Raw genomic sequence first — 12,677 nt, 5'->3', positions numbered from 1 at the left:
GGCCTCTCCGCTGCTGAAGCCTCAAGGGCGTCAAAATGGCGAGAACATTCCAAAGAGGCGTCACGGCGAATTTTGCAAAGGGCCTTGGCGGTCTCATTGCAGTTTGCGTTGAGCTTACTGAAGATAGTCTGGCTTCCGATGCTTGTCATAACGGGCCTTCCAAGCCGCCGCCCGCCGTGCCGCCGCACTTGGCATCGAGGGCACGTGGGCCATTCATCCGATCCAGATCGATCTCGCCAACGAGATCTTCTCCCCGCCCGAAAAGAAGGTCGAGCGGGCCCGCCGCATCATGGATGTCCGTTTCGGGAGAGTGCCATGCGGCTGCCGGTGGGCCGCGGTCAGTTGGGGTAGTTGTCAAGTCATCGGCGTGCTGGCGCCTTTTCCGCTTGCCCATCCAACTGGACCAACCGAGTCTGCCGCAGCGACCCAACTGCACTTCCGGGACCTGCTCCTGACGAAGAACGAGGTTAATCTCCCAGTCCAGTTCATCTCCAAGGTAGTTGGAGATGATCTGCGCTATCGACTTGAGGCCGGGAGCTGCGGGCAGAAGCGACTCGTAATGAGCCAGGCTGAGGGGACCCACAATGAGTCGGAACCGATGGTGCCACACTTTGATCCTCGCACCTGCAACAGCCGTGCTGTTCAGCGTACCCGTGCCCGGGTCGCGGCCCAGGAGGCAGAGCGATATGCGGGGCAGCTCGACCCATTTTGGGACAAATTCACGGATATCAACCGGCGCCTCGACGAAGCTGGCGAGTATGGCAGCGAGCCCCTCGGCGTTGCGGGTGTGTGAGGCGAGACGGCCGGTGAAGTGGAGTTTGGCCTGATCGGGCATAGCATCCCGCGCGCGCAGGGAGGTCATCCCGAAGCCGGCTAGCGCGCCGAGCTGAAGGGCAAATCGATCTTCTTGTGGCCTGTCATAGCTCACGGTCGGTTCGCTCTCCGCCCATGCGCGGAAGAAGAACGAGGCCATTCGATGATGAAAGGTATCAGCAAATCGGATCAGCGTCTCATCCGCCGCGTTGTGCTGCCGGAGAAGGGCGTACTCCGTCAGATGCAATGGGAGGGGACCGTGGGGTCCAAACAAGCCGAAGGCGTAGGTGGAGATTACGGGATCGTTCTCCTCGTGCGCAGTCACGCCCGCGATCGATCGAGTCGGAAATGCAAGGGAGGGCTGCTGGGCGATCCGCACACGATCCAGGCTGGGACCGCTCGATTCTCCCAGCCGAGGCCGATCTGAGCTGATTGCATCGATCCGCCGCAGAGCCTGGAAGAAGTCGCAGGCATGCGGCTCGGCCCCAAGCGAGCTTAGGAAGTCGCCGAGTGCCCCCGAAATCAAAGGATCGCCCGGCGGCCGGCCATCGTCGGCCATCGCATTACCTCCCCGCGCTGTAGCGTCGAGACGACCATCTCGGTGAAGCTGTTGATGGATACGTATTTTGCGAAGAACTGGTTGAGCACGGAGGCGAGCGGAAAGATGCCAACGCCTTCGAAGGCGGCTTCGTCCAGGATGATGCCAACCTCAATCCCACGTGCTACGGCGGCTTGTCCACCGCTGGACAATCGCCTGACCGCAGGCCTGGACCGGATCTCCCGGATCCCGTCGATCTGCCGTGAGGCGAAGGCATTGACTGGATCGACGTAGAGGCGGAGGAGTTCACGCAGCGCTTCTGCGCCCCGGTGGTCGTTCCTATCGGAATTGCTGATCGAGAGGTAGTTCAGTGAGAGATGGCTAATTAATCGCCAGGTGATATCGCCATTGGCGAAAGAGTGGCTCGGTCGGCTCGGGGGCGATACGCACCGGGTGGCGGTAACTGGAGCGCCGATTTCCAGGGTGAAGTCTGTCTCGTCCCGGCCGATCGGCAGCAGCAGCGCCAGATCCCGGTTCGAGCACAGGCAGTTTAGAGACAAATGCCGGAGTTCCGCCGAATAGGGAGCCGCCTGGCGATCAACCAGAGAAACGAACGTCTCGCTGCCGATATAGCCAGTCCGCGCGCCATTTAGACGCTGGTGCTCCGACATGAGGCGCTGCTCCCGCCGGATCGAGTAGTATCTGGAATGCTGCTCCTCCTGACCGTGCGCGCTGATGCTATAGAACGGGTAGAACCTCACGGGAGCCGCTTCGTTTTTCGCCCCGTCTCCGCTCATCTCGAGGATCGAGTGGACCTCAAAGTCGAGCGGCCTCATCCTGTCAACAATCACATGATGCTCGGTGTTCTTGTCGCTCACGTGGACGAGATCTGCCTGGCGTTCGAACAGATTAATCGCGGGCGTTGCGAAGAGAACGATATTTTGGGGTCCGAGCTGTCGTTCCAGGCGTGGCTCGACACGTCCAAGTGCGAAGACGATCTCAAGGGTCTCTGCAGTTGACAGGGCTACTGCGTCTGCCAGCCCGCTAACCTCGACGAACAACGTCCGCTCCGCGAGGGCGAAATACTCCTGTAGGAGACGGTACCCGTCGAAAGAGCGTGGCACCTCGGGCAGGAGAGCACAGCTCGGCTCCAAACCGCGCTGCTGCAGCGCATGAACCGGAATCTTTTCCTGCCAAGGGATGGGCCGGCCGACCGGACGGGCTATGATATTGCATGCGTCACCGAGAAGCTGTTCGGCGAGTGCGGCGCCGATGCCACCGGGGCCCGTTAGGTGCAGTGTGAGAGCCTCTAGTGCGAGTCTATTGAACGGCATGCCATTGGTGGTGCGAAGGCGTAGTCGCAAAGCAGCCTTCGCATCTTGCCGGGCCGGAAGATCCAGTGCGGCGATCTGCCCCGGCGTCGAAAAATAATCGGCAGCGCTTACCACAATTGGCCAGAGATGCACATCATGGGCCGTGCGGAACTCGCAATGTGTGACGGCACCCGGAGCAAGACGGCCCAAAAGCTTGGTTCCCCGCGGCACGACGTATCCATTCTCAAGTCGTCCGGCCTCCTGGTCGGGCTCGAAGCGCACGATCGTCATCGACGGGAGCGGCGGTAGAAAATGCGGATAGACCATTTCCAGGAGGTGCTGGGTGAATTCCGGAAAGCGAGACTGAAGCTTCAATTGCACCCGCGCCGCCATGAAAGCGAAGCCTTCCAGAAGCCGCTCGACGTAGGGGTCGGCGACCTCCACCGATTCCATCCCGAGCCGGGCGGCGACCTTCGGGAATGCGCGGGCGAACTCGGCCCCCATCTCGCGCATGTAAGCAAGTTCATCGTTGTACAGTCGCAGGAGCCGGGGATCCATCAGCTTATCTCTGTACCGAGATGAAGGACGCGGGCGGATTCGAGCTCGGAGTTTACCTCCGTACGCATCACCATTCGCACGGGCAATGGCTGCGCCCACAGATCGGCTTCGATCCTAAAGCGAAAAGTGCCGCAACCCTGACCATCGTCCAGGACCGTCACCTTGAGGGTGTCCGGTAAGAGACGCGGCTCAAAGCGCTGAAGGCTCTCGATTATCGCTTCGCGCAATGCGCTCTTATCCATGCCTTCGCGAATTTGTCCGCTAAGAGGCCAGGCACCATAATTAAGTGCACTGGCAGCTACGTGTGGGTACGCTTGTAGATCTACGGTTGCACCCAATTGGTTGGTGTTCAACAACCAGGAAACATCGCGTAGAATCACCTCTTCCAGTTGGCGAACAGAGAAACTGCGCTTGTCCTGCGCTTCACACGAGTTGCGGGGCTCATCGTCCGTAAGCCGGTCCAGGAGGGATGGTTGCACAAGATCCCGCTTAACATCTCTGCCCATGTTACAATCTCCAGGTGCAATATCGAAGAGGCGATCCGCCGTTTTCGCGCGCGGCCCGGAATATTCCCGTTCCCGATGGCGCCATCAGCCGACGAGCCTATTGAAGTCGGTACTGTTCGCGATCTGGTTCCAGATGCCCTCGCCTGCTTTGGTAAGAGCGCCTTTTTCATCCTGCCTGTAATAGATGACCTTGCAGGCGCCGAACCGGAATGTGATCGTCTCCTCGGGGGCCTCTTCCGCATAGGACCACTCGACCTTCTCGACTACCAGCATGTTGAAACTCCAATGCAAGAACAGGTTCGATTCTGATGTAGCTTGTCCGCTCCCCGTCGCTTTGAAAAGTTTTAGTTCAACGTTATTGAAGTGGGCGCCGCGACCGCAGGCAACGTACAAAGAGGGCGATGACGTATCCACCTGCTTCTTGATAGTGAAGACCTCGAATTCGGCCTTGCCCGCGCCCGCCCCGGCGGTATGAGGCCCAATGTTCAGCTTGTTTTCGAGTGAAAAGCTCCATTCGTCCGCTAGCGTGATACCGTCCTTTAGAATGATAGATTCGCCCTTGGGCAAAATGCCGTCCTTGGACGCCTGCGTGAACTTTATAACCGCGTCGAACGCCATGATGGATTTTCCTTATCTCGTTGATCTGATTGGGCCTGGATTGCATCGGCCCGCCCAGGGCAGCCATTCCCGAGTTTTGGCGCCGAGAACGGAGCACAATCATCTGCGGGTTTTCTCAGTCCTTGCGGGCGGATGGCAGGCGCGAGACCAGTCTCAAAGAGATGGTTAGGCCTTCGAGCTGGTAGTGTGGCCGCATGTAAAATCTCGCAACGTAATATCCGGGATTATCTTCGACCTCTTCCACCTTGACCTCGGCCGAGGAGAGCGGCTGCTGTGCCTTACTCTCTTCGCTCCCAAGCTCGGGCGAGGGGTGGACGTAGCCCTGAATCCATTGGTTGAGCCACTCCTCGACCTCGTGGCGCTCCTTGAACGTGCCAATCTTGTCCCGGACCATACACTTCAAATAATGTGCGAAGCGGCAGGTTGCGAAGATGTAGGGTAGCCGGGCACTGAGTTCGGCGTTCGCTGACGCGTCGGGGTCTTCGTATTTGACCGGCTTGTTAATAGTCTGAGCGCCAATAAATACGCCGAGGTCCGTGTTCTTGCGGTGCAACAGCGGTAGAAGACCGTTTTTGGACAGTTCGGCCTCACGGCGGTCGCTGATCGCGATCTCAGTGGGGCATTTTAGGTCGACGCCACCGTCGTCGCTGCGGAAGGTATGTACCGGCAGGCCCTCGACGAGGCCGCCGGATTCGACGCCACGAATTCTGGAGAGCCAGCCATAGAGCTTGAACGAGCGCGTGATATTTACGCCCATGGCGTAGGCTGCGTTCGTCCAAAGGTATTTCTCGCTGTCGCCGCCGTCTGTGTCCTCCTCGAAGGCGAATTCATCGACCGGGTTGGTTTTGGCCCCGTAGGGCAGTCGGCCAAGGGTGCGTGGTAAGGTCAGGGCCACGTACCGCGAGTTCTCGCTTTCGCGGAACGCTCGCCAAGGAGCATGTTCGGGAGTGAGGAAGATTTTTGTGATGTCACGCGGGTTCGCAAGCTCACGCCAAGAATCCATCTGCAGCAGATGTGGTGAGACGGCAGATATAAGCGGTGAGTGGCTCGCCGCCGCGATCTGCGCGAGTCCCGAAAGCAACTCTACGTCCGGTGGGGTATGGTCGAAATAGTAGTCGGCAATCAGGCAGCCATAGGGTTCACCGCCGATTTGGCCATATTCGTCTTCGTAGATTTTTTTGAATAGCGGGCTCTGATCCCAGGTGACACCCTTATATTTCCGCAAAGTTCGGGACATCTCCAACTTTGAAACTGGGAGAACGCGAATCTTTAACGTCTCATCGGTTTCGGTGTTGAGGGCAAGGTGATGCAAGCCCCGCCAAGCTGATTCCACGCGCTGGAAATTTTCGTGATGGAGGATCTCGTTGAGTTGCGCGGAAAGCTTCTGGTCGATCGAAGCAATCATTTTTTGGATAGTCGCGACGACATCGTCGCTGATCAGCGACGTGTTTTGAAGTGCCTGCTCGGCCAGTGTTCGGACGGCACTCTCTACCAAGTCACGGGAGTGGTCCGAGCGGATCCTGAACTCGAATCGAAGCATGCGGGTGAAATCGCCGAGATCAACGGTGGCGACCTGTACATCTGTGGCATCTGCAGGCGTCACGATCAGTTCTCCTCTGTGTCTGGGGATGCCAATGGTGGAGCGGCAACCACTCCATCAGGCTTCTCAGTCTCGATGCCATTGCCGAGGGCGCTTAGCAGTGCCGAATCGGCGAGGAAGTGGGTGAGCAACTCTTCGGCACCGTTCTTCCCGTCCATGTAGGCCAGCAGATTGGAGAGCTCCGTTCGCGCTTCGAGCAGCCTGCTAAGGCTGTCGACCTTGCGCGCCACGGCCGCCGGCGAGAAATCTTCGAGCCGCTCGAAGGTCAGGTCGACAGCGAGTTGGCCTTCTCCGGTCAATAGGTTCGGCACCCGCATCACCACCCTGGGCCTCAGCGATCTGAGCCGATCATCGAAATTGTCGATATCGATCTCCATCATCTTACGCTCCGCGACAGGAGCAAGCGGCTCGGCAGCATTGCCAGCGAGATCGGACATCACGCCGACCACGAAGGGAAGCTGAACCTTCTTCTGAGAGCCATAAGTCTCCACGTCGTATTCGATCTGTACGCGAGGCGGACGAACCCGCGCGATGAACTTTTGACTACTCGCCTTTGTCATGTGTTCCACTCCTGATTAGGAAGATTACGCACGTCACGTGCCCTCATCGACCGCCAGGCCGGCAATCGAGCGGTACTGGGCAACCCCTTCTGGCGCCAACTCTTTGACAAGAGCCATGAAGTCCTTCGAGACAAGTCGCTGTGCGCGCTCCAGAAGGGCTGATAGCGGGCTCGCGGGTTCGTTCACCTGGTACCAGTGGCAAATGCGGCCAAGGATTTCGACAACGTCATCGCGGTTGCGGATCACTTCGGGGTATGGGGCCTTGCTGGAGTCTGGCAAGGAAGATGCCGCGGCTGCAGGCTGGGCCCTTTTCCGATGGACGTCGACCAGATCCTTGGCCTGGGTGAGTAGCACTATCAGAGGGTCGAATCGAACGGCCTCGTCACTCGCAACGTGCCGCCGAACACTCGCGTCTAGATCGGTGGCGGCTGCTAGGCTGGCGTCGAGACCAGTGCTGATCTGCTCGAGCTGCAGTGGGTCGGTGTCGGTGAAAGCGAGCTCGATAGTCGAACGATCAACTTCCGCAGACTGCGACCGTAGCGCACCAGCCCAATCGCGGAGCGTAAATGTCCCGAATTGCCTGGAGGCGGTGAGTGGAACTTGGCGTATTTCCGCCAAGATCCCGGAGAGATCGCAGAGGCTTGCCAGAGCGTTGAGGCGAACGGTCTGATCTCCGTCATCTTCTGGATCCGGTCGCGGATGTAGCTCTGACCAGTAGAGCTCGACATAGGCCGCGAGCAGCTCAAGCCCCTGACTTAGACCAGGGAAGCCGAACTGACTGAGGGCGGATCGTGTGAGCAAGATGCCGACTCTTAGATCCTTAGTGCGGGCAGAAAGGTCGAGGCCAAGCCGCCACACCTCTGTCCAATTGGGAGCCTCCTCGGTGGCGATGGAGTCGCCTATCTGCTGGTGCGGCTTGCCATGCGACGCTATCTCGAGCTCCAGGAAGCTCAGATCGTAATCGAGAGCATCCCCGCATGCGTTGCCGTCGCTGATCGGTTTTAATAAATGATCTGCATCGAGCATGACCAAAATCCCAGTTTTCCCGACATTAAAGATCGTCGCGCCTCTGTTTCTCAATGTTTAGCAATGAGCAGACGCGATTGCTCATGCACAATCGACATTCGTATATGTCGTGAATGCTTGGGGCGTGAACGCCGCCGCTTCGGATCTTGACGCAGCTATGTGCTGCTCAGGCGCAAGGGACACCTTGTGAACCACAAGAAGCTCTTCCGGCTCCATCGGGAGGAGAAGCTCACGATGCGCAAGCGCCGTGGCCGGAAACGAGCGAAAGGAAAGCGTTGGTGTTGATCCCGCTGGCTGCCAATGATCGTTGGTCGCTGGACTACGTGTCGGATCAACTCACCGATAGCGCGGGGGCAGTCGTTGCAAAGGGCAACCTGCGGAGTACCGTTGCAAACGTGATCCTGAAGGCCTCCAACTACGGAGTCTTCGCGCGGCCGCCTCCGCGCCAGCACCAGGGTCCGCACCAAGGCGACGGGCGTGGTGTGATACATGTGAAGCTCAACGCCAGCTGGCCTCGAATTGACCTGATGAGGCTACGAGATTGCCGACGTGAGAGGTCCACGGCACCCGGTCAAACGCATTAGCTTGCTAACGCGAGAAAGCCTGGGAGTTGCAACCATTCGGCCGTCTGCCGCTCTGCCTAGTGGAGGATTCGAAGCGCAGAGGGTGCAATGGGTGCTGCATAAGGTGGATGGCGTCGTCGGCGATCGGTCTTGGGGGTGTCGGGGCGCGGACCCACATCGAACGAGCGGCCAGCCGGCGGGTCCATCGCGCGTGCAGCGACCCGGCGTCAGTGGTAGAACGGCTCGAGCACTTCAACGGCATGTAATCTCCTGCGCTCCGCCGGACCGCCGCACGAGGCGTATAGGGCGACAATCTAGATGAGATCCGTATTGACCGCATGTAACGATGCTCCCCGAGATTCGCACGTTGCCTCATTAAATTTTGCTCCCAGTTGGAGCGAACGAGTGGGGTGCGGAGATGGCGGGGTTTCGCAGCGGCCGGCCTCCTTCGCGAGCGCCATTGCCGTTTTCGACGGAAGTCGAAGTCTAATAACCATCGTCGCGGTATATTCTATTGACAATGGGTGTGATGCGGCTTTGCGTGATCTTTTAAAAGGAATCGAATCCCGCCGCCAATCCTTCTACCTCTATGCTAAAGAACGTTTTGGGAAAACTTGCCTCCTCGTCATCGTTCGACGGCGGCCTTGGCGCCAATCTTGCGAGGAGCAGGCCGATGGTCGCAGCGGCATGCGAGCCGACATTCTGCGATCCGCGCCGTCGAAGCCGAGGTCGCTCTCGGCGTGTTAATCAGCCGGAATGCGCCGGCCGTCGTGCCCCTAAATCTCGATCTCGAGCCAGGTATTGGCCTCCAGGCTGAAGAAAAATTCGGCGCTCTCACATGCTCATGCAATCCCGTGGTGGACAACCAACGCACATGATGGTGCAGTTCCTAGGGAATGTGGTGATGAGTCATGAGCCGCCCTATATAACCTTGAACGCTGCCCTCCTGGCTATCCGTTTCTTTGAGGCACCCACAATTATGGCGGCATCGGCGGCGCTGAGATCGGGATGGGCCGCCTTCAGCGAGTCCGCCCACGCCCCCTTGCTCTGCCTCGACTGCCGCGGTGTCTGCCTGGCGATTTCGTCCAGCCTCGCCTGATCCTGGGCCGACACCGTCTTGAACGCCGCTCGATCGACGAGATCGCCCGTTGAGCCCCCCACGATTATGCTGGCATTCGCGGCGCTGAGATCAGGCGCCAACGCCAGCGGCCTTTGAGCATATAACCTCTGCTTGCGGCTGGGCCTGGGATCTGCGTGCTTCTCAGTAGTCCGCCTCTTGCGCCCGCCACCGGTCGGATCGCCGGGCTCCGCGGGCACCTCGGACATGGCCGAATGCTCCTCTCTTTCACCTGTCACCTCGGTCGGCCTGGCAACCGCCGAAGCTTCAAAATTATAAAATTTTTGCTTGCGGCTGGGCCTGGGATCTGCGCCCTTCTCAGTAGTCTGCCTCTTGCGCCCGCCACCGGTCGGATCGCTGGGCTCCGCGGGCGCCTCGGACATGGCCGAATGCTCCTCTCTTTCACCTGTCACCTCGGTCGGCCTGGCAACCGCCGAAGCTTCAAAATTATAAAACTTTTGCTTGCGGCTGGGCCTGGGATCTGCGCCCTTCTCAGTAGTCTGCCTCTTGCGCCCGCCACCGGTCGGATCGCTGGGCTCCGCGGGCACCTCGGACATGGGCCGAATGCTCCTCTCTTTCACCCGGCACCTCGGTCGGCCTGGCAACCGCCGAGGCTTCTAAATTCCCAAGGCCATGCAGCCCCCTGCGCTGAGGGCCAGTCTCCAGCGGCTGGCCCTCGACGAGGTGAATAATGCGATCGGCATTATTGTATTCATCTGTTGTCCTCGTGAGGTTGAACGCGGTCTCTGCCGGGACGACCGGAACTCTCATCAGTTCCGTCATGTCAGCCATCATTTGCTGGGTTAGTTCTTCAGGGCTTTGAAGCTCGGTCGGCGGGCTTGGCTGGTCGACGCTTAACGCAGCCCAAGAGGCCCACTCAGAAGGCTCCAGCCAGAAGTCCTGTGAATTGAAGCTCGCGGCCGACGGCGGACCGGCTTGATCCACCGCCTGCCAAAGCTCCTCAGACGCCACTAAAGGCTGCGTGCTTTGATCCATTGGCTGCCGAGGGCTGGCTCCCGCCGCTGTCGCGCTCGCGAGGTTGAACGCGGTCTCTGCCGGGGCGACCGGAACTCTCATCAGTTCCGTCATGTCAGCCATCATTTGCGGGGTTAGTTCTTCAGGGCTTTGAAGCTCGGTCGGCGGGCTTGGCTGGTCGACGCTTAACGCAGCCCAAGAGGCCCACTCAGAAGGCTCCAGCCAGAAGTCCTGTGAATTGAAGCTCGCGGCCGACGGCGAACCGGCTTGATCCACCGCCTGCCAAAGCTCCTCTTGATCGGCAGACGCCACTAAAGGCTGCGTGCTTTGATCCATTGGCTGCCGAGGGCTGGCTCCCGCCGCTGTCGCGCTCGCGAGGTTGAACGCGGTCTCTGCCGGGGCGACGGGTACTCGGGTAAGCCCCGTTAGCCTTTCCACGTAACGCAACATCGGATTCTCTTGCCAGATGTCGTCCGAATTGAAGTTGTCGGCCACGTGATCGACACGCGCCACCGAAGACTGCGCTCTTTGATCCGCTGGGTGCCGGCCCTCCTTCGCGCGCGAAGAGCCCTGCCCTCTAGTCCGAGGGTCCCTGTCAACCATGCTCACCCCCCTGGGATATGGCCTTCAGGAAACAAGGGGTCAGCTGTCGAGCACCGACTGCTGACGGAAGGTCAGAATTTATCAGGGGCTCAAGCGACTTAACCAGATCGCAAGGGACGCGACTGCAACCATCGACCGCTCCAGGTTGCCGAGCCTCGTTCGGACGCCGCTCAATCACCGTGGGTCCCGTTTGCTGCTGTTGTGGCATGGGGCGGCTCTGCGGAATCGAGCTCAGGTGACGGGAGGCCGGCAGATCCCGAACATGGCCAGGCCGTTGATAGCTGGTGGCGTGAACGCATCATTGCAGCAGAACATCGAAAACCACGGAGAAGAGCCCGCGATTCAAACTAGCGCAGTCCCGGCATTGGATTGCATGCACAGGTGATATGCTCGCATCCAGTTAGTGAGCGGCTATGGCGCAGCTCCTGCGTAACCCATAACGACAGCGGCGATCCTTCGAGAGATGCAGCGACGACCCGTTCTCCAGACTGGAGGTCCGTGCTTGATGTGGCGATCGGCACGGATTGGCTATCAACGCTGACGGCCGCCGGTGCCGCGCAAGCCGGTTACGACGCGAAAATCTTATAATCTCTTCTATGGTGGGATTGATTGGCCCACCGATCCCAGGGTAGTGGCAACTGTCGCCAATTGCGGCGCCAGTGAGGTCGGCGCTTCGTCTTCGAACTCTTTGCTGGCTTCCGCTAAACAACGCGGCCTTATCACAAAAGACTGGGAGATTTAACGATAATCCCGGCATCCGGACTTCTGCGCATTGCCGGCCGGTAATAGCGCGAAAGACTTGCAGCAATCGCAGCGCCGGCGGCACCCGTGACCAGTATCCGCACTGCCTGGCCCGTAACAATGCGCTGTGACCAGCGGAAGCCGATCTCGTGGAAAGGCAAGGCATGCTGGGGGCTGATATGATATGATGAAAGACGCCGGCAATGGTGCGGCGGACCCGGGACTTGAAACCTCCCACCGAGTTGACGTGGGCGGCGTCTCGAACGAATTCGCGGCTCGAATGCTTTACGTTCTCATGCGTAGCGAAGCTCTTGCCAATCGCCATGAACGCCTCACCGCCCATCAAGCAGGCATGCGGTTCGATCCCTTTTCGCCGTCGCGCGCCCTGCACGTATCGAAAGGCCTTTTCGGCCACGTCCAGGCGGTAGACCGTCCGGATTCTTTCTCGGTCGCTCACCGAGATGAAAACGGTCGATCTTCACCGTGCCATCGAGCATGTGCTCGCGCGCCAACATGAGGCGCAGCGCATATCCCATTCGCTAGCTATTGGGCCTCACCAAATGTGGAAAAGCCTATCTTCGCCGCATGAATGATCCATGCCGCCAGGGCTGCTACCCCGCACCTGGCGCGAACCGGGACTGCAACCGGTTCGTGGATCGTGTCCAGGAGGTGGTTGTCTAATCGCTAAACTAGTCGTCAAGGTGCTTTAGGGGCGGCGGCGCGTGAAGACGATGTTGGCGGCGGCACATGCCTTCGGCGTATTCAGGAACATTTTCGACGAGGCAATGCGCATCACGTGTCACCTTGCCTGTTGCGCTGCACTTTTGGCCCCGTACTTGCGGCGCCGGCTCTCAAGGCTTCCGGGCGGTCATTTGCAAGATTCATCCCGTACGAGCGACAGGACGGGCCGAATTGGCACGTAGTAGGTCAGTGTGAACATGAACGACCAATAAGGCTCTGAGGGCAACGGGCTACTGAGCGACAGTCTAGATGAGATCCCTTGCTTGTCGCGCTGCAAGGGGGCTCATGACCAATCCTGATGAGCTTCGGCACTTGCATATCTGAGCTGTCTCGACACGCGATGCTCTTCTACCAGCGCATTGTTGGATATCAGATGTGCATGCAAGGGGGCAGTGAAGCTCTGCT

8 protein-coding genes and 4 pseudogenes are annotated in these 12,677 nt (G+C 59.2%); 2 read left to right on the top strand and 10 right to left on the bottom strand.

Annotation, left to right across the window (positions count from 1 at the left end):
• Window positions 1–157: 157 nt before the first annotated feature.
• Window positions 158–295: pseudogene (locus GGI60_RS32690) on the top strand (CoA ester lyase); the annotation flags it as partial.
• 105 nt (window positions 296–400) lie between these two features.
• Here the strand turns inward: GGI60_RS32690 and tssG are convergent.
• The 7 genes and pseudogenes from tssG to tssA form a co-directional block, all read right to left on the bottom strand.
• A pseudogene (gene tssG, locus GGI60_RS29905) lies at window positions 401–1,372 on the bottom strand (type VI secretion system baseplate subunit TssG); the annotation flags it as partial.
• The gene (gene tssF, locus GGI60_RS29900; RefSeq protein WP_183919969.1) at window positions 1,336–3,222 is read right to left on the bottom strand and encodes a type VI secretion system baseplate subunit TssF; all 1,887 of its coding nucleotides are present in this window, start codon (window positions 3,220–3,222) and stop codon (window positions 1,336–1,338) included. The pseudogene tssG and the gene tssF, both read right to left, overlap by 37 nt.
• The gene (gene tssE / locus GGI60_RS29895) at window positions 3,222–3,728 is read right to left on the bottom strand and encodes a type VI secretion system baseplate subunit TssE (RefSeq protein ID WP_183919970.1); all 507 of its coding nucleotides are present in this window, start codon (window positions 3,726–3,728) and stop codon (window positions 3,222–3,224) included. Before tssE ends, tssF begins: the two co-directional genes overlap by 1 nt.
• Before the next feature lie 84 nt (window positions 3,729–3,812).
• The gene (locus GGI60_RS29890; RefSeq protein ID WP_007636660.1) at window positions 3,813–4,346 is read right to left on the bottom strand and encodes an Hcp family type VI secretion system effector; all 534 of its coding nucleotides are present in this window, start codon (window positions 4,344–4,346) and stop codon (window positions 3,813–3,815) included.
• A 115-nt stretch (window positions 4,347–4,461) separates the two neighbouring features.
• Entirely contained in the window at window positions 4,462–5,949 is a 1,488-nt protein-coding gene (gene tssC, locus GGI60_RS29885) for a type VI secretion system contractile sheath large subunit (protein ID WP_183919972.1), read from the bottom strand.
• A 2-nt stretch (window positions 5,950–5,951) separates the two neighbouring features.
• Complete coding sequence (gene tssB / locus GGI60_RS29880) at window positions 5,952–6,506, bottom strand: type VI secretion system contractile sheath small subunit (RefSeq protein WP_183919980.1); 555 nt, start codon at window positions 6,504–6,506, stop codon at window positions 5,952–5,954.
• A 33-nt stretch (window positions 6,507–6,539) separates the two neighbouring features.
• Window positions 6,540–7,532, bottom strand: coding sequence for a type VI secretion system protein TssA (gene tssA, locus GGI60_RS29875; protein WP_183919982.1), 993 nt, complete (start codon window positions 7,530–7,532; stop codon window positions 6,540–6,542).
• Between the two features lie 123 nt (window positions 7,533–7,655).
• Here tssA and GGI60_RS29870 point away from each other — a divergent pair.
• Window positions 7,656–7,876 (top strand): annotated as a pseudogene (locus GGI60_RS29870) (IS3 family transposase); the annotation flags it as partial.
• 1,140 nt (window positions 7,877–9,016) lie between these two features.
• On the opposite strand, the gene GGI60_RS32320 reads toward GGI60_RS29870, so the two are convergent.
• The 3 genes and pseudogenes from GGI60_RS32320 to GGI60_RS29855 form a co-directional block, all read right to left on the bottom strand.
• Window positions 9,017–9,421 carry a hypothetical protein gene (locus tag GGI60_RS32320; protein WP_246720529.1) on the bottom strand — a complete coding sequence of 135 codons (405 nt, stop codon included), beginning with the start codon at window positions 9,419–9,421 and terminating at the stop codon, window positions 9,017–9,019.
• A 283-nt stretch (window positions 9,422–9,704) separates the two neighbouring features.
• Entirely contained in the window at window positions 9,705–10,700 is a 996-nt protein-coding gene (locus GGI60_RS32315; protein ID WP_246720528.1) for a hypothetical protein, read from the bottom strand.
• An 809-nt stretch (window positions 10,701–11,509) separates the two neighbouring features.
• Window positions 11,510–12,070 (bottom strand): annotated as a pseudogene (locus GGI60_RS29855) (transposase); the annotation flags it as partial.
• Window positions 12,071–12,677: the final 607 nt, after the last annotated feature.

It is taken from the genome of Rhizobium lentis, from assembly GCF_014200175.1.
Classification (GTDB): domain Bacteria; phylum Pseudomonadota; class Alphaproteobacteria; order Rhizobiales; family Rhizobiaceae; genus Rhizobium; species Rhizobium mulingense.
The sequence above is the reverse complement of the archived record's forward strand: the minus strand, read 5'-3'. Positions and strand labels throughout refer to the sequence as shown.